The sequence below is a fragment of the Streptomyces spinoverrucosus genome (genome assembly GCF_015712165.1).
Classification (GTDB): domain Bacteria; phylum Actinomycetota; class Actinomycetes; order Streptomycetales; family Streptomycetaceae; genus Streptomyces; species Streptomyces spinoverrucosus_A.
The window spans coordinates 5,801,417-5,826,392 of sequence record NZ_JADPZX010000001.1 but is presented as its reverse complement, the minus strand read 5'-3'; the positions used below and the strand labels follow the sequence as shown (position 1 = coordinate 5,826,392).

At 71.0% G+C, this 24,976-nt stretch carries 23 protein-coding genes; 10 read left to right on the top strand and 13 right to left on the bottom strand.

The features are described 5' to 3' along the window. Positions 1–182: 182 nt before the first annotated feature. From obgE to I2W78_RS26460, 6 genes are all read right to left on the bottom strand, one after another. A complete protein-coding gene (gene obgE, locus I2W78_RS26485) occupies positions 183–1,619 on the bottom strand; it encodes a GTPase ObgE (RefSeq protein WP_196462768.1) in 1,437 nt (478 codons plus the stop codon). Between the two features lie 105 nt (positions 1,620–1,724). After that, the gene (gene rpmA / locus I2W78_RS26480; protein WP_014672692.1) at positions 1,725–1,979 is read right to left on the bottom strand and encodes a 50S ribosomal protein L27; all 255 of its coding nucleotides are present in this window, start codon (positions 1,977–1,979) and stop codon (positions 1,725–1,727) included. Positions 1,980–1,993: 14 nt separating this feature from the next. Next, entirely contained in the window at positions 1,994–2,314 is a 321-nt protein-coding gene (rplU, locus tag I2W78_RS26475) for a 50S ribosomal protein L21 (RefSeq protein WP_004931419.1), read from the bottom strand. Positions 2,315–2,538: 224 nt separating this feature from the next. Continuing rightward, positions 2,539–6,999 (bottom strand): Rne/Rng family ribonuclease, encoded by a 4,461-nt coding sequence (locus I2W78_RS26470; protein ID WP_196462767.1) that lies wholly within the window; start codon positions 6,997–6,999, stop codon positions 2,539–2,541. 248 nt (positions 7,000–7,247) lie between these two features. Continuing rightward, a complete protein-coding gene (locus I2W78_RS26465; protein ID WP_196462766.1) occupies positions 7,248–7,997 on the bottom strand; it encodes a TIGR03936 family radical SAM-associated protein in 750 nt (249 codons plus the stop codon). Between the two features lie 48 nt (positions 7,998–8,045). Next, a complete protein-coding gene (locus I2W78_RS26460; protein WP_196464724.1) occupies positions 8,046–9,143 on the bottom strand; it encodes a hypothetical protein in 1,098 nt (365 codons plus the stop codon). 150 nt (positions 9,144–9,293) lie between these two features. Between I2W78_RS26460 and I2W78_RS26455 the strand changes: the two genes are divergently transcribed. The 10 genes from I2W78_RS26455 to I2W78_RS26410 are packed head-to-tail and all read left to right on the top strand — an operon-like array spanning position 9,294 to position 14,700. Continuing rightward, positions 9,294–9,599, top strand: coding sequence for a gas vesicle protein GvpO (locus I2W78_RS26455; protein WP_196462765.1), 306 nt, complete (start codon positions 9,294–9,296; stop codon positions 9,597–9,599). Further along, positions 9,596–10,075, top strand: a complete 480-nt coding sequence (locus I2W78_RS26450; RefSeq protein WP_196462764.1) for a gas vesicle structural protein GvpA — start codon at positions 9,596–9,598, stop codon at positions 10,073–10,075. The genes I2W78_RS26455 and I2W78_RS26450 overlap by 4 nt, the downstream gene beginning before the upstream one ends. Positions 10,076–10,078: 3 nt before the next feature. Further along, positions 10,079–10,792 carry a GvpL/GvpF family gas vesicle protein gene (locus tag I2W78_RS26445; protein ID WP_196462763.1) on the top strand — a complete coding sequence of 238 codons (714 nt, stop codon included), beginning with the start codon at positions 10,079–10,081 and terminating at the stop codon, positions 10,790–10,792. Positions 10,793–10,836: 44 nt separating this feature from the next. Further along, positions 10,837–11,091, top strand: coding sequence for a gas vesicle protein GvpG (locus I2W78_RS26440; RefSeq protein ID WP_196462762.1), 255 nt, complete (start codon positions 10,837–10,839; stop codon positions 11,089–11,091). Further along, a complete protein-coding gene (locus tag I2W78_RS26435; protein ID WP_196462761.1) occupies positions 11,088–11,582 on the top strand; it encodes a hypothetical protein in 495 nt (164 codons plus the stop codon). Before I2W78_RS26440 ends, I2W78_RS26435 begins: the two co-directional genes overlap by 4 nt. Beyond that, complete coding sequence (locus I2W78_RS26430; RefSeq protein WP_196462760.1) at positions 11,575–12,729, top strand: SRPBCC family protein; 1,155 nt, start codon at positions 11,575–11,577, stop codon at positions 12,727–12,729. The genes I2W78_RS26435 and I2W78_RS26430 overlap by 8 nt, the downstream gene beginning before the upstream one ends. 42 nt (positions 12,730–12,771) lie before the next feature. Beyond that, positions 12,772–13,254 (top strand): gas vesicle protein, encoded by a 483-nt coding sequence (locus I2W78_RS26425; RefSeq protein ID WP_196462759.1) that lies wholly within the window; start codon positions 12,772–12,774, stop codon positions 13,252–13,254. A 6-nt stretch (positions 13,255–13,260) separates the two neighbouring features. Further along, positions 13,261–14,100 (top strand): GvpL/GvpF family gas vesicle protein, encoded by an 840-nt coding sequence (locus tag I2W78_RS26420; protein WP_196462758.1) that lies wholly within the window; start codon positions 13,261–13,263, stop codon positions 14,098–14,100. Further along, entirely contained in the window at positions 14,097–14,303 is a 207-nt protein-coding gene (locus I2W78_RS26415) for a gas vesicle protein (RefSeq protein ID WP_196462757.1), read from the top strand. Before I2W78_RS26420 ends, I2W78_RS26415 begins: the two co-directional genes overlap by 4 nt. Beyond that, on the top strand, positions 14,287–14,700 hold the full coding sequence (locus I2W78_RS26410) for a gas vesicle protein K (RefSeq protein WP_196462756.1): 414 nt from the start codon (positions 14,287–14,289) through the stop codon (positions 14,698–14,700). The genes I2W78_RS26415 and I2W78_RS26410 overlap by 17 nt, the downstream gene beginning before the upstream one ends. Positions 14,701–14,737: 37 nt before the next feature. Here the strand turns inward: I2W78_RS26410 and I2W78_RS26405 are convergent, their stop codons facing one another. From I2W78_RS26405 to I2W78_RS26375, 7 genes are all read right to left on the bottom strand, one after another. Continuing rightward, on the bottom strand, positions 14,738–16,693 hold the full coding sequence (locus I2W78_RS26405) for a TIGR03960 family B12-binding radical SAM protein (protein ID WP_196462755.1): 1,956 nt from the start codon (positions 16,691–16,693) through the stop codon (positions 14,738–14,740). A gap of 69 nt (positions 16,694–16,762) precedes the next feature. After that, a complete protein-coding gene (locus tag I2W78_RS26400) occupies positions 16,763–18,265 on the bottom strand; it encodes a CYTH and CHAD domain-containing protein (protein WP_196462754.1) in 1,503 nt (500 codons plus the stop codon). Between the two features lie 66 nt (positions 18,266–18,331). Then, positions 18,332–19,531, bottom strand: coding sequence for a rod shape-determining protein RodA (rodA, locus tag I2W78_RS26395; RefSeq protein WP_196462753.1), 1,200 nt, complete (start codon positions 19,529–19,531; stop codon positions 18,332–18,334). Continuing rightward, positions 19,528–21,801 (bottom strand): penicillin-binding protein 2, encoded by a 2,274-nt coding sequence (gene mrdA / locus I2W78_RS26390; protein WP_196462752.1) that lies wholly within the window; start codon positions 21,799–21,801, stop codon positions 19,528–19,530. The genes rodA and mrdA overlap by 4 nt, the downstream gene beginning before the upstream one ends. A gap of 116 nt (positions 21,802–21,917) precedes the next feature. Continuing rightward, the gene (mreD, locus tag I2W78_RS26385) at positions 21,918–22,595 is read right to left on the bottom strand and encodes a rod shape-determining protein MreD (protein WP_196462751.1); all 678 of its coding nucleotides are present in this window, start codon (positions 22,593–22,595) and stop codon (positions 21,918–21,920) included. 15 nt (positions 22,596–22,610) lie between these two features. After that, positions 22,611–23,681, bottom strand: coding sequence for a rod shape-determining protein MreC (gene mreC / locus I2W78_RS26380; protein WP_196462750.1), 1,071 nt, complete (start codon positions 23,679–23,681; stop codon positions 22,611–22,613). 165 nt (positions 23,682–23,846) lie between these two features. Continuing rightward, complete coding sequence (locus I2W78_RS26375; RefSeq protein ID WP_004001297.1) at positions 23,847–24,866, bottom strand: rod shape-determining protein; 1,020 nt, start codon at positions 24,864–24,866, stop codon at positions 23,847–23,849. Between the last annotated feature and the right edge of the window lie 110 nt (positions 24,867–24,976).

The window sequence follows — 24,976 nt, the reverse complement described above, 5'->3', positions numbered from 1 at the left end:
CTCCCTTGCCTCGCTGGCCACATGGACAAGGGGATGCTCACGCGCCCGGGCGGTCCGTCCGCTGAACGCAGGGATGCGCGTGCATGACAACCAGGAGGACAAGGGAAGACCCGTCACGGCAGGGTGGACATTCCCTTGCCGCAACGGGTCTGACAGTCAATCAGCAGGCGAAACCCGGGCGTCTAGAACGGCTCGAAGTCGTCGAATTCCCGCTCCAGCTCGTCCCGTTCCGCCTCCCGGTCCCGGCGACGCTGCACCGCGGGCCGCTGCCCCTCCAAGCGGTGGTCCTCGCCACGGCGGCCCAGCATCTCCGCACCGGCCATGAGGGTCGGCTCCCAGTCGAACACCACGGCGTTCTCCTCGGGCCCGATGGCCACGCCGTCCCCGGCCCGGGCGCCGGCCTTGACCAGCTCCTCCTCCACGCCGAGCCGGTTCAGCCGGTCGGCGAGATAGCCGACCGCCTCGTCGTTGTTGAAGTCGGTCTGCCGCACCCAGCGCTCCGGCTTCTCACCGCGCACCCGGAACAGGCCGTCGTCCTCGCGTACGACGGTGAAGCCCGCGTCGTCCACGGCCTTGGGCCGGATGACGATCCGTGTCGACTCCTCCTTCGGCCGGGCGGCCCGCGCCTGCGCGACCAGCTCGGCCAGTGCGAAGGACAGCTCCTTCAGCCCGGTCCGCGCCACCGCCGACACCTCGAACACGCGGTAGCCCCGCGCCTCCAGATCCGGCCGCACCATCTCGGCGAGGTCCTGGCCGTCCGGTACGTCGATCTTGTTCAGGACGACGATCCGCGGCCGGTTGTCGAGCCCGCCGTACTCGCGCAGCTCCGCCTCGATGACGTCCAGGTCGGAGACGGGGTCGCGGTCGGACTCCAGCGTCGCGGTGTCCAGCACGTGCACCAGCACACTGCACCGCTCCACGTGCCGCAGGAACTCCAGGCCCAGTCCCCTGCCCTGGCTGGCGCCCGGGATCAGCCCGGGCACGTCCGCGATGGTGTACACGGTCGAACCGGCGGTGACGACACCGAGGTTCGGCACGAGCGTGGTGAAGGGGTAGTCGGCGATCTTCGGCTTGGCGGCGCTGAGCACGGAGATCAGCGACGACTTGCCGGCGCTCGGGTACCCCACGAGCGCCACGTCGGCGACGGTCTTGAGCTCCAGGACGACGTCCTGCAGATCGCCCGGCTCACCGAGCAGCGCGAAACCGGGCGCCTTGCGGCGGGCGGAGGCCAACGCGGCGTTGCCGAGCCCGCCCCGGCCACCCTGTGCGGCGACGTACGAGGTGCCGTGGCCGACCAGGTCGGCGAGGACGTTGCCCGCCTTGTCCAGCACGACGGTGCCGTCCGGCACCGGCAGCACCAGGTCCTGGCCGTCCTTGCCGGAGCGGTTGCCGCCCTCGCCGGGCTTTCCGTTGGTGGCCTTGCGGTGCGGGGAGTGGTGGTAGTCGAGCAGCGTGGTGATCGACTGGTCGACGGTGAGGATGACGTCGCCGCCGCGGCCGCCGTTGCCGCCGTCCGGCCCGCCGAGCGGCTTGAACTTCTCACGGTGGACGGAGGCACAGCCGTGGCCTCCGTTACCCGCGGCGACATGCAGTTCGACGCGGTCCACGAAGGTGGTCATGGTGCGGTGCCTCCAGTTACGTACGGGAATGTCTCTTGTACAACACGCGAAAGGCGGACCCGCTTCCCCGAAGGGAAGTGAGGCCCGCCTCGCGAAAGCTTCCGATCAGGCGACCGGAACGATGTTCACGACCTTGCGGCCACGGTGGGTGCCGAACTGCACCGAACCGGCCTGCAGCGCGAACAGCGTGTCGTCGCCGCCACGGCCGACGCCCGCACCCGGGTGGAAGTGGGTGCCACGCTGACGGACCAGGATCTCGCCCGCGCTGACGACCTGACCGCCGAAGCGCTTCACGCCGAGGCGCTGAGCGTTGGAGTCACGACCGTTACGGGTGGACGATGCGCCCTTCTTGTGTGCCATCTCTCCTCAGTCCCTTACTTCGCAGCCGCGGGGATCTCAGTGACCTTGATCGCCGTGTACTGCTGGCGGTGGCCCTGACGACGGCGGTAGCCGGTCTTGTTCTTGTAGCGCAGAATGTCGATCTTCTGGCCCTTGTGGTGGTCCACGACCTCGGCCTGGACCTTGATGCCGGCCAGCACCCACGGGTCGCTGGTCACAGCGTCGCCGTCGACAACGAGCAGGGTCGAGAGCTCGACCGTGTCGCCAACCTTGGCAGTGGAAATCTTGTCAACCTCAACGATGTCGCCGACAGCAACCTTGTGCTGACGACCACCGCTGCGCACGATGGCGTACACGCGGATCTCTCTTTCGCTCGGAGAACGGCACCCCCGCAGGCCAGCCGCCCTGGGACAGACGGCCTCTCCCGGTGGCCCGGGAGGAAGAGGTTTACGGGGATGTGGCGTGTTCAGTGGACACGCCGACGGTCAAGGTTACGGGGCGGTGGCCGAGAGGGTCAAACCGGGCCCCGTGGTGGGCGGTGTGCGGCCGGTCACCCGGCCGCACACCGTCACCTGTGGCGTCAGCCTTCGTCGGTCGAGACCGAGACGGTCGGCTGGGACTGCTCGGCGGCCGCGGTCTTCTTCGCCGTCGCCTTGGTCGCCTTGGCGGCGGCCGTCTTGGTGGCGGTGGACTTCGCCGCCTTCTTGGCCGTCGCCTTCTTCGCGGCCGTCTTCTTGGCCGCGGTCTTCTTGGTGGCGGCCTTCTTCGCCGTGGCCTTCTTGGCCGTCTTGCGGGCCGTCTTCCTGGCCGGGGCGGACTCGTCGCCCTCGGCCTCGACGACGGCCTCGGCGGCGGCTTCCCTGGCCTCCACGAGAGCCTGCTCGGCCTCGTGGGCGGCCTGCTCGGCGACCGGCGCCTGCGTCTCCGCCGACTCCGCCGACGGCACGACCACGACGGCCGTCTCCTCGGACGCGGTCGGCGCGGTGGCCTTGCGGACCGCACGGCGGCGCGGACGGGCCGGGGCGGCGGCCTCGGCGGGCGCCTCGGCCTGCTCCGGCCGCGCGGCGACCGGCGTCTCCGCGACCTCGGGCACCTCCGGCGTCGCGGCCACGGCCGGCGCGGTCTCGGCCGGCGCGGTCTCGGCGACCGTCACCACCGCCGCCTCCGCCGACGCCGGTGAACCGGCCGGTGCGCTCACCTTGCGGGTGGCCCGACGGCGGGTACGGCCCTTGGGCGCGGCCTCCTCGGCGGGCGCCGGGGCCTCGACCACCGGGTCCTCGACGGCCACGGGCTCGGCGTGCGCCGCGGCGGCCGGCTCCAGGCGCACCGGACGCGCGGCCTCCTCCTCGGCCGTCACGTCCTGCGCCGTGGGCGCCGGTACGCCGGCCCCGTCGGCCTCGCTCTTCGGCGCGGGCGCACCCGCCGGAGCCGAGACCCGACGGCTCGCCCGACGCCGCGAACGCCCGCGCGACGCCGCGGCCTCCGCCTCGGCGACGCTGCTGTACAGCTCCTCGTCCGGCGCGAACTCCGGCGCGGGGAGCGCCACCGGCTCGGCGACCTCGGCCGCGACCTCGGTCTCGGTCTCCGCCTCCTCCTCGGCGGTCTCGCCGATCTCGACGAGCTCGCCGGCCACGGCCTCGTGCGTGTGCTCCGGCTGTTCGGCACCGGCCCGCGCGCGCTTCTTGCGCTTGCCTCCGCCACCGGCGGCGGCCGCGTGGTCCAGGTGCACGATGACACCGCGCCCGTTGCAGTGGACGCAGGTCTCGGAGAACGACTCCAACAGGCCCTGCCCGACCCGCTTGCGGGTCATCTGGACCAGGCCCAGCGAGGTCACCTCGGCGACCTGGTGCTTCGTACGGTCCCGGCCCAGGCACTCCAGCAGGCGCCGCAGCACCAGGTCCCGGTTGGACTCCAGCACCATGTCGATGAAGTCGATCACGATGATGCCGCCGAGGTCGCGCAGCCGCAGCTGACGGACGATCTCCTCGGCCGCCTCCAGGTTGTTCCTGGTGACCGTCTCCTCCAGGTTGCCGCCCTGGCCGGTGAACTTGCCGGTGTTGACGTCGATGACGACCATCGCCTCGGTCCGGTCGATCACCAGCGAACCGCCGCTGGGCAGCCAGACCTTGCGGTCCAGCGCCTTGGCGAGCTGCTCGTCGATCCGGTAGGTGGCGAAGACGTCGACCTCGGAGGTCCACTTCTGCAGCCGCCCGGCGAGATCCGGCGCGACATGGGCGACGTACCCGTGGATGGTCTCCCAGGCGTCCGGGCCGCTGACGATGACCTTGGAGAAGTCCTCGTTGAAGATGTCCCGCACGACGCGGACGGTCATGTCCGGCTCGCCGTACAGCAGAGTCGGCGCGTTGCCGCTCTTGGCCTTCTTCTGGATGTCCTCCCACTGCGCCTGCAGCCGCTCGACGTCCCGGCGCAGCTCGTCCTCGCTCGCGCCCTCGGCGGCGGTGCGCACGATGACGCCCGCGTCCTCGGGGACGATCTTCTTGAGGATGGTCTTCAGCCGGGCCCGCTCGGTGTCGGGCAGCTTGCGGCTGATGCCGGTCATCGAGCCCTCGGGGACGTACACGAGGTAACGGCCGGGGAGGGAGACCTGGCTGGTCAGACGCGCGCCCTTGTGCCCGATCGGGTCCTTGGTGACCTGCACGAGGACGGACTGGCCGGACTTCAGGGCGGACTCGATGCGGCGCGGCCCGTTGGCCATGCCCAGCGCCTCGAAGTTGACCTCACCGGCGTAGAGCACGGCGTTGCGGCCCTTGCCGATGTCGATGAAGGCGGCCTCCATCGACGGAAGCACGTTCTGCACCTTGCCGAGGTAGACGTTGCCGACGTACGAGGTCGACTGCTCCTTGTTGACGTAGTGCTCGACGAGCACGTTGTCCTCGAGCACGCCGATCTGCGTACGGTCGCCGTTCTGCCGGACGACCATCACGCGCTCGACGGCCTCGCGCCGGGCCAGGAACTCGGCCTCGGTGATGATCGGCACGCGGCGGCGGCCCTGCTCGCGGCCCTCGCGGCGACGCTGCTTCTTGGCCTCCAGACGCGTGGAGCCCTTGATGGACTGCACCTCGTCGGACGGCTCGGCACCCTTTTCCCGCGGGGGTCGCGGCTCGCGGACCTTGACGACCGTGCGCTCGGGGTCGTCGGCGGACGGCTCGGCGTCCGTGCCGGAGTCACCGGCCCGGCGACGACGGCGACGGCGACGGCGGCTGCTGGTGGACGAACCCCCGGACTCGGCGGCCCGCTCGTCCTCCTCGGCGTCCTCCTCGGCGTCCTCCTCGACCTGCTCGGCGGTGTCCTCGGCGTCCTGCTCGGCCTGCTCGGCGGCGAGTTCCTCGGTGTCACCCTCGGCGAAGTCGCCGGACTCGCCCCGACGGCGACGCCGGCCACCGCGACGACGACGGCGACGCGACCCGGTCTCCTCGCCCTCCTCGTCCTCGACGACGGGCTCGGCGGCCTCCTCGGCCTCCTCGGCCTCCTCCGCCTCCTCGTCCCCGGCGGTCTCGACGGCCTGCGCCTCGGCCTCCTCCACGGCTCCGGCACCCCGGCGCCGGCGGCGACGCCGCGACCCGGTCGGCTCCTCGGGGAACTCCTCGGCCTCGGGGGCCTCCTCCACCGCCTCGGCGGCCGCTTCGGCGGCGGCCCGCTCGGGCGTCTGGAACCTCGGCTCGGTGAACACCGGCGGCTGGAACACCGCGACGGCGGGCCGCGCCGGCGGACGCGGTGCCTCGGCCTCGGCGCCCTCGGTCTGCGCGGGCGCGGCGAAACCGGTCGCCGCCTTCCGCACGACCCGACGCCGCGTACGGCGGGTGGCACCGCCCTGGTCACCGGCGGCCTCGGCGGGCTCGGGGGTCTCCTCGGTCACGGCAGGCCGCGCGGCCTCAGCGGGCTCTGTCACGGCGGGCTCCTCGGCCCGCGTGGCCTCGGCGACGGCAGGCTCGGCGGGCGCCTCGGCCGCGCCCCGGCGGCGACGCGTACGACGCGGGGCGGCAGCCTCGTCGGCCTGCTCACCGGCGGCCTCGACGGCCTCACCGGCGGCGCTCTCGGTCGTCTCGGCGGGCGCCGACACCCGACGCGTGGCCCGACGGCGGGCCCGGCGCGGAGCGGCCTCCTCGGTTTCCTCCGCGGCGGCGGCCTCGACCTGCGGCTCGGCGGCGGGCACGGCGACGGCAACCTCCGACTCGGCGGCGGGCGCCTCGACGGCAGCCTCCGGCTGTGCAATCTCCGGCTGTGCGGCCTCAGTGGCGGCCGGAGCCCCGGCGGGCGCGGACGCCCGGCGGGTCGCCCGCCGACGCGTACGCGCGACCGGCGCGGCCTCCTCGACGGGGGCGGCCTCGGCCTGCGGCTCGGTGGCGGGCGCCTCGGCGCTCACGTTCACGGCTGCGGGTACGACGGGCGCGGCGGACTCGGCGGGCGCGGCTGAGGTCGGCGACCCGGAAGGCGCCGACGCCCGGCGCGTGGCCCGGCGACGGCGGGGCGGGGCGGGCTCGTCGACGACATGGGCTACGGCGCTGTCGTCCACCGGCTCGGGGGCGACCTGGGCGGCGACCGGCACCACCGTCTCGGCGGCCTCGACGGACTCAGCAGACCCGGCAGGCGTGGAGACCCGACGGGTCACGCGACGACGCGTACGCGCAACGGGCGCGGGCTCCTCAAGGGCCTCGGGCTTCTCGACCGCTTCTTCAGCCTCTTCGGCCTCTTCGGCCTCTTCGGTCCCGGAAAGCTCTTCGGTCTCGGAAATCTCACTGGCCTCGACAGCCTCGTCGACCTCCCCGGCCTCCTCAGCAGCGGCAGAGGAAAGGTCGGTCGCGGCCAGGTCGGCGGCTTCGGCGGCAGGCAGGTCGCCCGAGGCCAGATCGGCGGCGTCAGCGGCCGGTATGGCCGGCGCGACGGTCTCCGTCGGCGTTTCGGACGTGGTGGCGGGCGGACCCGCCGGTCGGGAAGCGGCACGGCGCCGACGACGCGGCGGCAGGGTGTCGCTTGGAGTGTTCAGTTCGGAACCCTCAGTGGGTTCGATCGGCTCGAGCATGCGGGCGTTTCTCCCGTCAGGCTCCCGGGCGCCGCACCTGGTCCGGCGGGGATGCCGGTGACGTCCGCGGCTCGCGCGATGCGCGACTGCCGCCGTCCGGGGCGCGGGCGCCGCACGGGAGCTCTCTGTTGTCCTGTCTCGCCGGTTCCGTCCGCCGTGTTGCGGACGGCCTGGCGAAAGTCTTCTGGTCGGTTCGCTGCCCGACCCAGGTGGCTCCCGAGTACGAGGGCGGCGCTACGACGTCCGTCCTACGCGGGGCCCGCCTCGCGGTCAGGCGCGAGCGGGTCTGTCACCGTGCCGGTCTCTTCATCGAACAGCCCCTGCGCCAGCCTGGTCACCGCTGCGGGGACCGGCGGCGCCAGGTCGGCCACGGCGCGGAGACCGGACAGGACGTCGTCGGGTCGTACGGCAGGCGTCACGTGCCGAACAACCAGCCGCAGTATCGCACAGGGCTGGTCGGTCGGCCTATCAGCCTGCGAAGTGTGCTCTTCGGTTGTCTCTGGGCTGACGACTGTCTCCAGGCTGACGACGGCGGGGCGGGCGTCGAAGGTGCGGACGCCGTTCTTGGTCAGGCGCTGCACCTCCACGGCCTCGGCCGCGATGAAGGCGGCCACGGCGCGCGCGGCGTCGGCCCGGTCCACACCGTCCAGCCGCAGCTCCCAGACGGAGGCCGTCAGCCGGTCGGCGAGCCCCGAGGTGCGGGCCTCGACCGCCTCGACGATGTCGAGCCCGGGGGGAAGCGACTCGTCGAGCAGGATCCTGAGCTTGTCCGGATCGCGCGTATCGGTGAGCGCGATCTCCAGGTACTCCGCCTCACTGCCCGTGCCGGTGGGTGCGGCATTGGCGTACGACACCTTCGGGTGCGGGGTGAACCCCGCCGAGTACGCCATGGGCACCTCGGCGCGGCGCAGCGCACGCTCGAAGGCGCGCTGGAAGTCACGGTGGCTGGTGAACCGGAGGCGGCCGCGCTTGGTGTAGCGCAGTCGGACGCGCTGCACCGTGGGTGCCGGCGGCGGGCCTTCGGGCTGTCGCTTGCCCAGTGTCGTTCAATCCTTCGTGAGAGCGGTCGTACTGCTACCAAGAGTACGTGTGTCGGCGGCCGCGGGTTCCCGCCGGACCGTCGCCCGCGGCTGCCGGGGCTCGCCGAAGAGCATCCGCCGGAAGTCGGCCCGCGCCTGCCGCGCGCTGTCCCGCGCGGACGCCAGCGCCTGCCGCGTGGCCCGGCCCGCGGCGCGCAGCGCCTCACCCACCGGCCGCAGGACCGCGTCCCGGACCGCATGGCCGACAGGCGTGAGCACGCGCGCGTACGCCCATCGCACCGGCTCCACGAAGATCCACCGGAAGAGCGTGGCGAGGAACCGCCCGACGGCGCGCGAGATGTGCCCCGCGACCCGCCAGGCATGGCCGAGCGCGGCGCCGATCTCCCGCCCGACGACCGCGAGCGCGTGCCCGACGGGCACCAGTAGCCACCGCCACAGGGCGAGCGCGGGCAGCACGAACAGGATCCGGCAGGTCCAGTACAGGGCCGTCCCGATCCCGGTGACGATCATGCGCACGGCCCACACGAGCCCGTTCACGCACCACACGAGCGCCCGCCCGACCGGCGCGAGCAGCCACTCGTACAGCCACGTGGCGGGTACGACGAGGAGGTATCGCACCAGCCACGCCACGCCGACTCCCCCGGCGGCGAGCACGGCGCCAAGGCCCTTCAGGAGCCACATGATCCCGTGGCCCACCGGCGTGAGCACGCGCGCGTACACCCACGCCAGCCCCGCCGCGATCCCCCGCCCGACCCAGGCGATCGCATGCCCGATCGGCGTCAGGACGTACCGGTACAGCCATCCGCACGGCACGGCGACCAGCACGTGGCCGAGCCAGGCCAGCGCCCGGCCCGCCGGCACCAGCACCCACCGCCACAGCGCCACGAACGGCCATACGAACACCGCCCGTCCGAACCACAGCAACCCGCGTCCGACCGGCCTCAGCACCGCGTCGTCGAGGAACCGCCCGGCGACGACGAGCGCGTCCCACGCCATGCGTACCGGCAGGACGACGACGAGCATGACGATCCGCACCGGAACGCGGATCGCGACCACGAGGCACCCGTCAGGCGGCTGCTGAGCAGGCGGCTTTTCCAGATCCATACCGGCGTAGACGCCACAGCCCCCGGTCTGGATCCGCCCCGCTCCCCGACCCTTCGTCCACACCTCCACCCGCACCCGCATCCGCACCTTCATTCGAAAACTGCTGCACGAAGAGATACATGCGGCGGATTTGGGTGACACGGAGGGTTGATGATGGTTGGTGATGATATGCCCGGAAACGAGAGAGTCTCCGCCGCCGAGGCGATGCGGCAGGCCACCGAGCAGCTCGCGGAGCTGCTGGGCCGGCGCCCTGAATCCGTCTCCGCTCTGAAGCCGACGGACGACGGCTGGGAGGCCGAGGTCGAGGTCGTGGAGCTGGAGCGCATCCCCGAGACCACGAGCGTGATGGCCAGCTATGAGGTCGCCCTGGACCCGGCCGGCCAACTGCTGGCCTACAAACGCGGGCGGCGCTACACGCGCGCCCAGATCGACCGCAATGAAGGGAGCAGGTCGTGACCATCACCCCGGGCGGCGGCGGAGTGCCCGCCCCCAGCCAAGGCGGCTCCGGAAACCTCTATGACGTCCTGGAGTTGGTCCTGGACCGCGGTCTGGTAATCGACGCCTTCGTGCGGGTGTCCCTCGTCGGCATCGAGATCGCCAAGGTCGACGCCCGTGTCGTCGTGGCCAGCGTGGACACGTATCTGCGCTTCGCCGAGGCGTGCAACCGGCTGGACCTCGAAGCGGGCCGCAAGGCCCCGGCCCAGCTGCCCGACGTGATGGAGCGCGTCACCGAGGGCGGCGCCAGGGGCAAGAGCAAGGGCGCGCTGAGTGGCGCCGTCGACGCTTTCACGGAGTCCCTCCAGAAGGGCCGCCGCGACGAGATCGAGAGCGGCGAACGACCACGGCACGGCAAGGAGGAGCGGCGGGAGCGGGAGCGCGAACCCGTCGAACGCGGCGCGGAGCGCCGTTCCTCGAAGGATCGCGAGGAGTGAGCGATGTCGCTGTACGTGTACGCCATCACCAAGGCATCGCATCCCCTGCGCCTCGACGACCTCAAGGGCGTCGGCGACTCGCCGTCCGAGGTGCGGGTGGTGCGCGGCGACTCCCTGTGCGCCGTCGTCAGTGAGGCCCCGGAGGACCTGTCGATCGCGCGCCGGGACCTGGAGGCGCATCACGCGGTACAGGAGCGGCTGTGGTCCGACGACGTCACGCTGCCGCTGGGCTTCGGATTCGTCGCCCAGGACGAGGACGCCGTACGCGCCGTCCTGGACCAGGGCGCCGAGCAGTACGCCCAGCGGCTGGCCGAGCTCGCCGACCGGGTGGAGTTCAACGTCAAGGGCGTGCAGGACGAGGACACACTGCTGCGGCGGATCGTCGAAGAGTCCGATCGGGTACGTGAGTTGAACGAGGCGACCCGCGAGGGCCACGGAACTCCCGAGCAGCGGCTGGAACTCGGCCAGCTCGTGGCCCAGGAGGTGCAGGTCCGCCAGGACGCGCTCGCCGAGCAGATCGTCGCCGCGCTACGGCCGCTCGTGTACGCGGAGAGCCTGTCGCCGCCGTCCGAGCAGTACTTCGTCAACGCCTCGTTCCTCGTGGACCGCGACAAGGCCGAGGAGTTCACCGACTCCTGCGCGGAGCTGACCGAGCAACTGCCCGAGGGAGCCGAGCTACGGCTCCGCGGTCCGCTGCCGCCCTACAGCTTCGCCTGACAGCTGCTGACGGCACCGGACCCGAACGACACAAGGAGGCACTGGTGGGACTGGTCTTCGAGGTCCTGGCGCTGCCCTTCGCCCCGGTGCGGGGCGTGGGCTGGGTGCTCGAGAAGGTCGTACAGGCCGCGGAGCACGAGTACTACGACCCCACCCCCATCCAGGCGGCGCTCGCCGACCTGGAGCGGGCGCGGGCCGAGGGCCGTGTCGACGAGGAGGACTTCGCGGCACGCGAGGAGGAGCTGTTGCGGCGGCTGGAGGAGATCAGGCTGTACCAGCTCGGAAAGACGGCATCATGAACAACGCCAAGATCGGAACAGCTCTCATCGGCGGCTATCTGCTGGGCCGCAGGAAGAACACCAAGGCCGCCCTGGGGCTCGCCCTGGCGATGGCCGTCAGGCGGGCGAAGGCCGGGGACATCGCCGAGGCCCTCGCCCCCGTGCTCGGCAACCTCAACCGGCAGGCCCGCACCGAACTGGCGGGCGCGACCAAGGCCGCGGTCGGTTCCGTGCTGAACGCCCAGGCCGACCACCTGGCCGACGCCCTGCACCGGCGCACCGTCGGCCTGCAGGAGCAACGGGAGGATCTCGGCCCGCAGGGGCAACGGGAGGACGAGGACCGGGAGGCGGAGGAGGAGCCGCGCGACGAGGAGGAGAAGGAGGAGCGGCCCAGGGCCAAGAAGGCGGAACGCCGCCCCTCGTCGCAGCCCAAGTCCGGCGGCGGGGCCCGCAGGGCGTCGTCCTCCGGATCGAGCAGCACCTCGCGAGCGAGGGAGTCGGACGATGACTGACCGCAAGGCGTCCGGGCGCGGCTCGCCGACCGGTACCGGAGTCCTGAAGGGTCCGGGCGCGAACAAGCTGGTGGAGGAACTGGGAGCCTACGCCGAGGCCCGCCTGGAACACATGCTGACCGGCGTCGGCCACAAGATGGGCGATGCCGCGAGCCGGCTCGGCTCGGCCCATGTGGGGCCCGGCCCTCTCGTCCACGCCCTCGGCAAGGGCGGCAAGGTGTTCGGCGGGCAGGTCGCGTCCCAGGCCAAGGAGACCGCCGCGCACGCCAAGGACGCCGTGGCGGACAAGGTCAAGGAGGCCACCGGCCAGAAGCACGGGCCGGCGCGCGGCGCCGGGACCAAGAGCATCACCATCATCGAGGACATCGACGTCGGTGTTCCGGTGCGCGAGGCGTACAACCAGTGGACGCAGTTCACGGAGTTCGGCCGGTTCACCAAGGGCGTGGTCGACGTCGAGCAGAAGGACGACACCACGACCCAGTGGCAGGTGAAGATCGCCAAGGCGAGCCGCGCGTTCACCGGGACGATCACGGAGCAGGTGCCCGACGAGCGGATCGCCTGGACGTCCGAGGGCGCCAAGGGCACCACCAGGGGCGTGGTCACCTTCCATCCGGTGGCCGACAACCTCACCAAGGTCCTGCTGGTCGTCGATTACTTCCCCAAGGGATTCGTCGAGAAGACCGCGAACCTCTGGCGGGCCCAGGGCCGCCGTACCCGGCTGGACCTGAAGCTCTTCCGCAAGTTCGTGATGCTGCGCGGCGAGGCCACGGGCGGCTGGCGCGGGGAGATCCGCGAGGGGGAGGTGGTCCGCGGCCCGGACGAGGAGGCCGAGGAAGAGGGCCGCGAGTCCCGTGAGTCCCCTGAGTCCCGTCAGGAGAAGGAGCGGCCCCGCGAGGAGAAGGCCGGGGAGGAGGAGTACGACGAGGAGCAGCCCGAGGACCGCTACGACGAGAGGGACGAGGACGAGAAGAGGGACGAAGGCGAGGAGAGGGACGAAGGCGAAGACGAGTACGAGGACAAGGACGAGGACGAGTACGACCAGTACGACGATGAGGACCAGGAGGACGAGGAGGACCAGGAGGACCAGGAGGACGAAGACCGCGACGACGAGGAACCCGCGGCCGAGAGCCGTCGGCGCCGCAGGTAGCCGACGGCACGAGCCGCTCCCAGGAACGAGGTCGAGGACGCCGTGACCGAGCCCCTATCCGCCGGCCCCTCCCCGGCTCGGACGCTTCAGCCGTACGGCCAGGGATCCAGTGCGAACCTCGCCGACATACTCGAGCGCGTGCTCGACAAGGGCATCGTCATCGTCGGCGACATCAAGATCGACCTGCTCGACATCGAGCTGCTCACCATCCGGCTCCGCCTGCTGGTCGCCTCGGTGGACAAGGCCAAGGAGATCGGCATCGACTGGTGGGAGCGCGATCCCTCTCTGTCGTCCCGCGCCGACGGCACCCGCGACCTGGAGGAGCAGAACGCCCGGCTGCGTGACGAGGTCAGGCAGCTGCGCCGGCAGATGGCGGAGCTGCCGGAGGGCGCTCCGACCGGCCGCCGCCGTTCACGCGATCGCGACCCCGACCGTGAACGCGAAGGGGAGCGTGAGCGTGAGCCCGGCGCGGAGCCCCGGCGCAGGAAACGCAGGCCCGACGAGGACGACGACAGCCGGAGTTGAGGCGCCATGGACGACCAGCTCAGCTACGTGTACGGCGTCGTGCGCACCGTCGCTTCCCTGGAGCGGGACGCCCTCACCCGCCTCCGCGGGGTCGCGGACGCACCCGTCACGCTGGTCCACCACGGCGACATGGCGGCGGCTGTCAGCCCGGTCCCCCGGTCGGACTTCTCCGAGGCGGCGCTCAGAGCCCACCTGGAGGACCTGGACTGGCTGGAGACGGTGGCCCGCGCCCACCACCAGGTCGTGGAGACGCTGGGCGCGCACACCACGGTGCTTCCGCTGCGACTGGCGACGGTGTACCTCGACGACGCCCGGGTCCGCGACATGCTCGGCGAGCGGGAGAAGACCCTCACCACGCTGCTGGACCGCCTCGCCGACCATGTCGAGTGGGGTGTGAAGGTCTACGCCGACGCGTCCTCGCCGGCCGCCGAGCCGCCGCCGGACAGCACCGCGGACGAACCCGACCCCGGCCGCGCCTACCTGCGGCAACGCCGACGACAGCGGCACGCGCGCGAGGACGCCTGGTCGTCCGCCGCCGAGGCCGTCCGGCGTGTCGAGGAGCAGGCCGGGGCCCTCGCCGTGGCCCGCGCCCGGCACCGCCCCCAGCAGGGCCGACTGGCCGCTGGGACCGGGGCGACCGGGGCGACCGGGGCGACCGGCGAGAACATCGCCAACGACGCCTATCTCGTCCCGCGCCGCCACGCCGAGGAGTTCCGCGCGCGGGCCCTGCGAGCCGCCGAGGGACTCCCGGGCGTACGGGTGGAGGTCACCGGCCCCTGGGTGCCGTACTCCTTCGCCCAGATGCCTCAGACCCAGGCGGCCCCGGAGGGAGCACGACAGCGGTGACCGCGTACGAGGACCCACCCATCGCCCAGCGCCAGGTGGCCCTGATCGACCTGCTCGACCGGCTGCTGAGCGGCGGCGCGGTGCTCACCGGCGACGTCGTCCTGTCGATCGCGGACATCGACCTGGTCCGGATCTCGCTGCGCGCGGTGATCGTCGCCGTTCACGAGCAGCAGTGGGGAGTGACCCTTGACGAACCCCGCTGACCGCCCGAGCGCCGACCGCCTGGAGGAGGTGGCCGACGCCGCCGCACGCGCGTTCGCCCTCCTGCCCGCCCGGCCGGACGAGGTGCCGCCACCGCTGGGCGCCGGGGACGACCGCTCCTCGGTCGCCCGCCGCCTCCGTACCGACCCGGAGACGGTGGAGCGCGACCTGGTCAAACTCGTGCTCACGATCGTCGAACTGCTCCGCCAGCTCATGGAACGCCAGGCCCTGCACCGCGTCGACCAGGGCAACCTCACCGAGGAGCAGGAGGAGCGGCTGGGCCTGACGCTGATGATCCTCCACGACCGCATGACGGAACTCTGCCGCCGCTACGACCTCACCATGGAAGACCTCAACCTCGACCTGGGCCCCCTCGGCCCCCTACTGCCACCGCCCTGACAGTGCGGCCATCACCCGAACGAGTGCGTCATTCACCTCAGTGCCCGAGCCCGCTCGGCGCTGGCGCGGCATTCTTGACCGTCAGCGGCAGCAGCTTCTTCCCGGTCGGGCCGATTTGGATCTGCGTGTCCATCTGCGGACACACCCCGCAGTCGAAGCACGGCGTCCACCGGCAGTCCTCGACCTCGGTCTCGTCGAGGGAGTCCTGCCAGTCCTCCCACAGCCAGTCCTTGTCGAGGCCGGAGTCGAGGTGGTCCCAGGGCAGGACCTCCTCGTACGTGCGCTCGCGGGTGGTGTACCAGTCGACGTCCACGCCGAACTGGGCCAGCGCCTTGTCCGCGCAGTCCATCCAGCGGTCGTACGAGAAGTGCTCGCGCCAGCCGTCGAAGCGGCCGCCGTCCTCGTACACCGCGCGGATGACCGCGCCGATCCGGCGGTCACCGCGGGAGAGCAGACCCTCGACGATGCCGGGCTTGCCGTCGTGGTAGCGGAAGCCGATGGAGCGGCCGTACTTCTTGTCGCCGCGGATCTTGTCCCGGAGTTTGGCCAGGCGGGCGTCCGTCTCCTCGGCGGACAGCTGCGGGGCCCACTGGAACGGGGTGTGGGGCTTCGGGACGAAGCCGCCGATCGAGACCGTGCAGCGGATGTCGTTGGAGCCGGAGACCTCGCGGCCCTTCTGGATGACGTGGGTCGCCATGTCGGCGATCTGGAGGACGTCGTCGTCGGTCTCGGTCGGCAGGCCGCACATGAAGTACAGCTTCACCTGGCGCCAGCCGTTGCCGTACGCGGTCGCGACCGTCCGGATCAGGTCCTCTTCCGAGACCATCTTGTTGATGACCTTGCGGATGCGCTCGCTGCCGCCTTCGGGGGCGAAGGTCAGGCCGGAGCGGCGGCCGTTCCTGGTCAGCTCGTTGGCCAGGTCGATGTTGAAGGCGTCCACACGGGTCGAGGGCAGCGAGAGGCCGATCTTGTCGTCCGTGTAGCGGTCGGCCAGGCCCTTGGCGATGTCGCCGATCTCGGAGTGGTCGGCCGAGGAGAGGGACAGCAGGCCGACCTCCTCGAAGCCGGTCGCCTTCAGGCCCTTGTCGACCATGTCGCCGATGCCGGTGATGGAGCGCTCGCGCACGGGGCGCGTGATCATGCCGGCCTGGCAGAAACGGCAGCCGCGCGTGCAGCCGCGGAAGATCTCGACGGACATCCGCTCGTGGACCGTCTCCGCCAGCGGCACCAGCGGCTGCTTGGGGTACGGCCACTCGTCGAGGTCCATGACGGTGTGCTTGGACACGCGCCACGGGACGCCCGACTTGTTCGGTACGACACGGCCGATGCGGCCGTCCGGCAGGTACTCCACGTCGTAGAAGCCGGGGACGTACACCCCGCCGGTCCTGGCCAGCCGGAACAGCAGTTCCTCGCGGCCGCCCGGGCGGCCCTCCGCCTTCCAGGCGCGGATGATGTCGGTGACCTCCAGGACGGCCTGCTCGCCGTCGCCGATCACCGCGCAGTCGATGAAGTCGGCGATCGGCTCGGGGTTGAAGGCCGCGTGGCCGCCGGCCATGACGATGGGGTCGTCGACCGTGCGGTCCTTGGCCTCCAGCGGGATTCCGGACAGGTCCAGCGCCGTCAGCAGGTTCGTGTAGCCCAGCTCCGTGGAGAAGCTGACGCCGAGCACGTCGAACGCCTTCACCGGGCGGTGGCTGTCCACGGTGAACTGCGGGACGCCGTGCTCCCGCATCAGCGCCTCCAGGTCCGGCCACACGCTGTAGGTCCGCTCGGCGAGGACGCCCTCACGCTCGTTGAGGACCTCGTAGAGGATCATGACGCCCTGGTTGGGCAGCCCCACCTCGTACGCGTCCGGGTACATGAGCGCCCAGCGGACATCACAGGCGTCCCAGTCCTTGACGGTGGAGTTGAGCTCTCCACCGACGTACTGGATCGGCTTCTGCACATGCGGGAGCAGGGCTTCGAGCTGCGGGAAAACCGACTCGACAGACATCGCGGGACTTTCGTGAGCTGACAGGGGTGACCATCAAGCCTAACGCGGCCGGAGCCCCCGTCCGCACGCTCAGATCCCGGCCGTGCCCTTCATCCCCTTCCACACTCCCGGCAGCTCCGCCTCCACCGCGGCCGCCCGCTGCTCCTCCCGCCCGTACACCAGGCCGTAGGTGAACGCGTTCTCCCCGGCGGCGTGCGCCTGCTCGGCCAGTTCCTTCAGCGCCTCCCGGCTCATCACGCTGTCCTGGTGCTCACCGAGCAGGCCCTGCAGGTCCTTCAGCGACGACACCAGCTTCGACGCCGGCTTCCCGAGCGCGGGGGCCGCCGCCTCCGCCGCGTAGCGCGCCCGCTTGGCCTTCTTGCGGGCCTCGTGCGTCGCCACGTCACGGTCGTGTCCGGGTGGGGTGGCGAGGGCCTGCTCGACCAGCCCGGCCAGCACGTCGTACGCCTTGTCCACGGCCTTGGCGAGGACCTTCGACGGCTTCCCGGCCGCCGCCGGACGCAGCGGCGGGTCGGCGAGCAGGGCGTCCAGCGAGGTCAGCAGCGCGAGATAGCGCTGTCCGTTCAGTACGTCGATGATCTGCCGGCGTGAGTCCCCGCCCCGCGCCTTCGCCCAGGTGCGCAGCCGGTTGCGGACGGGCCCGACGACCAGGCCGGGCGGCAGTTCCTCGACGATGCCGCCGATCCGCTCGGCCAGCACCTCCTGGTCGCGGCCCGCGCCCAGCTCGCCCGCCAGCCACTTCAGCTCGTCGCCGATCGGGTCGGTGACGGCCCGGTCGAGGATCTTGCGGTACGACTTGAAGGTGCTGCGCGTCCGACGGGTGGCGACCCGCATGCGGTGCACCGAGTCCTCCACGTCCCGGCGCACGGCCGGATCCAGCTCGACGATCACGTCCCGCTGGGCCCGCAGATACGCCAGCACATGGTCACCGGCGGTGACCGGCGCGGCCCGGTCCTCCTTCCGGGGCTGTCCCTTGCCGCTGGTCTCGGCCAGGGCCCGGGCCAGCTTCGAGGCGGACTCGGCGGGCCGCACGCCGGCCTTGCGCAGTCGCTTCTCGACCTTGTCGAGGAACGCCGGATCGCCGCCGTCGGCGAGCTCCACCTCGATCTCGGTCCACTCGGCTTTCCCACCGGCCCCGGTGAGCCGCTCGGCCCGCACGGCGTCCACACTGACCTCGGCGAGCAGCCGCCCGTCGACGTCCACCAGATGGCGGATGTCGCGCGTCGAGCGCAGCCGCACCACGGGTGCCAGCTTGTCGTCGCGCACTCGGGAGCGGACGAGCGCGCCGAGCGTGGACGGCACCGTGTCGGACAGCGGGGCGCTGATCTCGTCCCGCACCCCGCTCGCGACCGGGAACTTCAGATGCCATCCGGCGTCCGTGCCGCCGGTGCGGCGGCGCAGGGTGATCGAGGAGGCCGCCAGGCGCTCGTCGGCGGTGTCGTAGTAGGTGGCGTCCAGCTCGGCGACGCCCTGGTCGAGGACGGCCGCCACTCCGGCGACGCCGGTCAGGTCGGGCAGCCCACTGTCGTCGGACTCGTACTTGCGCTCGATCTCACGCTTCGTATCCGCCATGAACCGAATCTAGTGGGAGTCGGGGTACAACGGCAGGGCGACCAGAAGGTTAATTCGGGAGAAACCTCACGCCGACATGGGTCTCTGCACCCGGATCGACTGCAACAGGCCGACCGCCACCCAGACCGCGAACATCGACGATCCGCCGTAGGACACGAACGGCAGCGGCAGACCGGTGACCGGCATGATCCCCAGGGTCATCCCGATGTTCTCGAAGGACTGGAAGGCGAACCAGGCCACGATCCCGGCCGCGACGATCGTGCCGTACAGCTCGGTCGTCTCCAGCGCGATCCGGCAGGCCCGCCACAGCACCACGCCCAGCAGGAGGATTATCAGCCCGCCGCCGATGAAGCCGAGTTCCTCGCCCGCGACGGTGAACACGAAGTCCGTCTGCTGCTCCGGCACGAACTGCCCGGTGGTCTGCGAGCCCTGGAACAGGCCCGATCCCGTGAGCCCGCCCGAACCGATGGCGATGCGGGCCTGGTTGGTGTTGTAGCCGACGCCCGCCGGGTCGAGGTCCGGGTTGGCGAACGCGGCGAAGCGATTGATCTGGTAATCGTCGAGGATGTGCAGCTGCCAGACGGCCACCGCTCCCATGGCGCCCGCGCCCAGCAGTCCGAACACCCACCGGTTCGACGCGCCGGACGCCAGCAGCACGCCCAGCACGATCACCACCATCACCATGACCGACCCGAGGTCGGGCATCAGCATCACGATCAGCATCGGCACCGTGGCCAGGCCGAGCGCCTGCACGACCGTGCGATGGTCCGGGTACGGCTTGTCGCCCGCGTCCACCCGGGCCGCCAGCAGCATCGCCATGCCGAGGATGATCGTGACCTTCACGAACTCCGAGGGCTGCAGCGAGAATCCGCCGCCGACCGCGATCCACGAGTGGGCGCCGTTGACCGTGGTGCCGAGCGGGGTCAGCACCAGCAGCACCAGGAAGACCGACGCCCCGTACAGGATCGGCACCGCGCCGCGCAGGGTGCGGTGGCCGAGCCAGACCGTGCCGATCATCAGCGCGAAGCCGATGCCGGTGTTCAGCAGGTGCCGCACCAGGAAGTAGTACGGGTCGCCCTGGTTGATGTCGGTGCGGTTGCGGGTCGCCGAGTACACCAGCACCGCGCCGATCAGGGACAGCGCCAGGGCCGACAGCAGTATCGGCCAGTCGAGCCGCCGGGCCAGCGAGTCACGGGCGAACAGCCGGGTCCAGCCCGCGCGTTCGGGCCCGTATCCGGAGACCTGGAAGCTGTTCGCGCCCGTCATGTGAGCATCCTTCGGCTGAGCGTGCCTCGGCGGCCACCGCGGCCCCGGCGGCGCTGCCGCCGGCGTGTGTCCCGGTTGGCTTCCGGCGACGCCTGCACAGTCGCCGCCGTCTGCACCGTCCCGCCCTCGTCCTCCGGGGCCTTCTGGCTGGCCTGCTGTTCCTTCGCCGGGTCCTTGGGGATCTTCGGCGCGATGATCGAGCCGTCGGCCTGGATCTTCGGCAGGCTCTTCTGCGGGGTGGGCAGCAGGGCGTTCTTCTTGTTGATGGTGCCGTCGTCGGAGACGCCGTACAGCGCGTCGTAGATGTTGCGCACGGCCGGACCCGAGGCGCCGGATCCCGTACCACCCTGGGAGATCGTCATCACGATCGCGTAGTCGTCGGTGTACGTCGCGAACCACGAGGTGGTCTGCTTGCCGTAGACCTCCGCCGTACCGGTCTTGGCGTGCATCGGGATCTTGTCCTGCGGCCAGCCGCCGAACCGCCACGCCGCCGTACCCCGGGTGGCGACGCCCTCCAGCGCCTCGTCCATCTGGGCCAGCGTCTGCCGCGTGACCGGCAGCCTGCCGTGCGACTGGGGCTTGATCTCGCTGACCTGCTTGCCGTCGGCGCTGATGATCGCCTTGCCGACGGTCGGGTCGTAGAGCGTGCCGCCGTTGGCGATGGCCCCGTAGATGGTGGCCATCTGAATCGGCGTCACCAGCGTGTCGCCCTGGCCGATGGAGTAGTTGATCTCGTCACCGGCGCGCATCTTGTTGCCTTCGAGGCAGTTCTCGTAGGAGATCCGCTGGACGTAGTCCCCGTCCTTCTTGCCGGTCTTGCACCAGGCGTCCTTGTTGGCCTCCCAGTACTCCTGCTTCCACTCGCGGTCGGGGACCCGGCCGGTGACCTCGTTGGGCAGGTCGATGCCGGTCTCCTTGCCGAGGCCGAACGCGTGGGCGGCCTTGAAGAAGTGGTCCTTCGGCTTGCCCTTGGGGTTGATGCCGCCGTCCTTCTTCCACTCGCTGTGCGCGAGGGCGTAGTAGACGGTGTCGCAGGAGACCTCCAGGGCGCGGCCGAGGCTGATCGGGCCGTGGTTCTGCGACTCGAAGTTCTTGAAGACCTGGCCACCGACCGAGTAGGCGCTGGAGCAGTTGTACCGGCCGTCGAAGTCGTAGCCCGCCCGGACGGCGGCCGCGGTGGAGACCACCTTGAAGATCGAGCCGGGGGCAGCCTGACCCTGTATGGCCCGGTTGAGCAGCGGGTAGTTGGACTTCTTGCCGGTCAGCTGGGCGTAGTCCTTGGCGGAGATGCCGCCGACCCAGGCGTTGGGGTCGTACGTCGGGTTGGACGCCATGGCGACGATGCGGCCCGTCTTGGCCTCCATCACCACCACCGCGCCGGAGTCGGCCTTGTAGCGCTCGTTGGTGTTGCGGTCCCACTGCTGGCGGGCGACCTTCATCGCCTCGTTCAGCTCGAACTCGGCGACCCGCTGTACGCGCGCGTCGATGCTGGTGACGAGGTTGGAGCCGGGCTCGGCGGCGTCCGACTCGGCCTGGCCGATGACCCGGCCGAGGTTGTCCACCTCGTAGCGGGTGACGCCGGCCTTGCCGCGCAGCTCCTTGTCGTACGTGCGCTCCAGGCCGCTGCGGCCGACCATGTCGGAGCGCAGGTACGGCGAGTTGGTGTTCTGGGCCTGCTGGATCTCCTGGTCGGTGACCGGGGAGAGGTAGCCGAGCACCTGGGCGGTGTTGGCCGCGCCGGGGCTCGGGTAGCGGCGGACGGCCTGCGGCTCGGCGGTGATGCCGGGGAAGTCCTCGGCGCGCTCGCGGATCTGCAGGGCCTGGCGCGGGGTGGCCTCGTCGGTGATGGGGATCGGCTGGTACGGCGAGCCGTTCCAGCACGGCTGCGGCGTTTCGGCGTCGCACAGCCGGACCTTCTCCATGACCTCCTTGGGCGTCATGTTCAGCACGCCCGCGAGTTTGGTGAGGACGCCCTTGCCGTCGTCCTTCATCTTCAGCAGGTCGGTCCGGGAGGCGGACACCACCAGCCGTGTCTCGTTGTCGGCGAGCGCCACTCCGCGCGCGTCCAGGATCGAGCCGCGCACGGCGGGCTGGACGACCTGCTGGACGTGGTTGCCGGAGGCCTCCTTGGCGTACGCGTGGCCCTCGCGGATCTGGAGGTACCACAGGCGGCCGCCGAGGGTGGCCAGGAGGGAGAGGACGAGGATCTGGATGACGACGAGCCTGGTCTGGACGCGTGGGGTCCGTCCGGTCTCGGGAATGTTGGTCACTGCGGCTGCCTCCCCCTCTCAGAGCGCGTACGCGTGTGCGGGTACGAATGATGAACGGCCGGTCGACGAGGCCGGGTTCCGCCTGAGCTCCCCCGTTCGGGTGAACTGCCCTGCGCTCACAGCCGCTTGACCCCCTTGATGCGCCCGGCCCGCGCCACCCGCGCTCTGGCCGCCTTCACCTTCAGGCTGCCGAGCCCGCCGCGCTGGCCGCCGATGCGCAGTCCGGTGCCGGCGGAGAGCCAGCCGGAGGAGATGTCGGTCGCCTTGGCCGAGGAGCTGGCCTCCACCGGGTCGTTGTCCGCGCGCCGGGCGAGCGCCATCAGGCCGGGGACGACGAAGGGGGCGAGCAGCAGGTCGTACAGGGCGGCCGTGAACAGCAGGCCGGTCAGGCCGACATGGCGGGCGGCGGTGTCGCCGACGAGGGCACCTACCCCGGCGTACAGCAGGGTGCTGCCGATCGCGGCGGCGACCACCACGGCCATCGGTCCGGTGGCCGACTTGACCTGGCCGTTCTCCGGCTTGACCAGGCCCGCGAGGTAGCCGATGACGCACAGCACCAGCGCGTAGCGGCCGGCGGCGTGGTCGGCGGGCGGGGCGAGGTCGGCGAGGAGTCCGGCGCCGAAGCCGATCAGAGCGCCGCCGACATGGCCGTAGACCAGCGCGAAGGCGAGCACGGTGAGCAGGACCAGGTCGGGGACGGCGCCCGGGAGGTGCAGCCGGGCCAGGACGCTCACCTGGAGCACCAGGGCGACGACGACCAGGGTTGAGGAGAGCAGGATCCGGTTGAAACGCATTGGGTACAGCTCCCCCTACTGGTCTTCCTCTTGCTGGGACTCGCCGCCGGTGGGCGCCTCGGAGCTCCCGGAATTCTCGGAACTCTCGGTGCTCTCAGAGCTCTCGGAGTTCTCGGTGCTCCCGGAATTCTCGGTGCTCTGGGAGTTCTCGGTGCTCTGGGAGTTCTCGGCGTTCGCCGCGCCCGGCGTCACGGTCACCGTCACGGTGGGAGTCGGCGTCGGCTTGGACTTGTCCGGCAGCACCGTGTCGCGCGGGTCCTTGGCGGGCGTCTGGACGACCACCCCGACGATGTCGAGCTTGCTGAAGCTGACGAACGGCGTGACGTAGAGCGTGCGGGTCAGGTCGCCGCCGGAGGGGTCGACGCGGGAGACCACGCCGACGGGGACGCCGGGCACGAACGGCTTGTCGGCCTGCGAGCCGAAGGTGACCAGGCGGTCGCCCTTCTTGATCTGGGCCTTGCCGTTGAGGAGTTCGACGCGCAGCGGCCGGTCGCCCTGGCCGGAGGCGAAGCCGAGTTCGTCGCTGCCTTCCATCCGGGTGCCGACGGTGAAGTCGGGGTCGCTGGCCAGCAGCACGGTCGCGGTGTTCGGGCCGACGGTGGTGACGCGGCCGACCAGGCCGTCGCCGTTGAGAACGGTCATGTCCCGCTTGATGCCGTCGCCCGCGCCGATGTCGATGGTGATGGTCCAGGAGAAGCCCTGGGCCGCTCCTATGGCGATGACCTCGGCGCCCTTGATGCCGTACTGGCCCTCACCCGCGACCTTCAGCATCTTGTTCAGCTGGGCCAGGCGGCTGCGGTTGCGGTCGTCGCTGCCGAGCTTCGCCTTCAGGGCGGCGTTCTCCCGCTCCAGTTCGGCCAGCCGGTCGTGCCGCTCGCCGGAGTCACGGATCGCGGCGATCGCGTTGCCCACCGGGTCGACCGCCGTCGACACCCCGTTCTCGATCGGGCCGAAGACCGCGGCCGCGGCTCCGCGGGCACCGTCGACCGGTGAATCCTCCCCGCCGCGGATGTCCACCGTGATCAACGCGAACGCGATGGCGACCAGCAGCACAAGAAGCAGCCGGCTCTCTCGTGTGTCCCTCACGTGCGGCGGCCGTGCCCTTCCTCATAGGAATCCGGGAAATCGGGTTGGCCCGAAGGGAAACCGGACGCGGAATCCCACGGGCTGTTTGTGGCAGCTTATGCCTCTATATCAACGATCCGCCGTACGAGAGGCGATGGTCTCGTACGGCGGAATCGAAGAGTTACGTCATCTGCGCGGCTGGGCGTCCAGCACCTGCTGGAGCGCCTCGAACTCCTCGACGCACTTGCCGGACCCGAGCGCCACGCTGTCCAGCGGGTCCTCGGCGATGTGGATCGGCATACCGGTCTCGCGGCGCAGCCGCTCGTCCAGGCCGCGCAGCAGCGCGCCGCCGCCGGTCAGAACGATTCCGCGGTCCATGATGTCGCCGGACAGCTCCGGCGGACACTTGTCGAGCGTCGTCTTCACCGCGTCCACGATCGCGTTGACGGGCTCCTCGATCGCCTTGCGCACTTCGGCGGCCGAGATGACGACGGTCTTGGGCAGCCCGGAGACCAGGTCCCGGCCGCGGATTTCGGTGTGCTCGTCGGAGTCGAGGTCGTACGCCGAACCGATCGTGATCTTGATCTGCTCGGCCGTGCGCTCACCCAGCAGGAGCGAGTACTCCTTCTTGATGTGCTGGATGATCGCGTTGTCCAGCTCGTCGCCCGCGACGCGGATGGACTGGGCGGTGACGATGCCGCCGAGGGAGATGACCGCGACCTCCGTGGTGCCGCCGCCGATGTCCACCACCATGTTGCCCGTGGCCTCGTGGACCGGCAGGCCGGAGCCGATGGCGGCCGCCATGGGCTCCTCGATGATGTGCACCTGACGGGCGCCGGCCTGGGACGACGCCTCGATGACGGCACGGCGCTCGACGCCGGTGATGCCCGAGGGCACACAGACGACGACCCGCGGACGAGCCAGATACCGCCGCTTGTGGATCTTCAGGATGAAGTAGCGGAGCATCCGCTCGGTGATCTCGAAGTCGGCGATCACGCCGTCCTTCAGCGGACGTACGGCAACGATGTTGCCGGGCGTGCGCCCGATCATCTTCTTCGCTTCGGCACCGACCGCGAGGATGCCACCGGTGTTGGTGTTGATGGCGACGACGGACGGCTCGTTGAGTACGATCCCGCGACCCCTGACGTACACCAGCGTGTTGGCGGTCCCGAGGTCGACAGCCATGTCACGGCCGATGAACGACATTGAGTTCCCCATCAGGATTCGTCTGGCCTTCCCACGGAGCTTTTGAGGGCTTTTCAGGTCGGCGAAGTGGGTGCTGTGACGTGAAGGCTTCCATCGTAGACGCGTCTTCC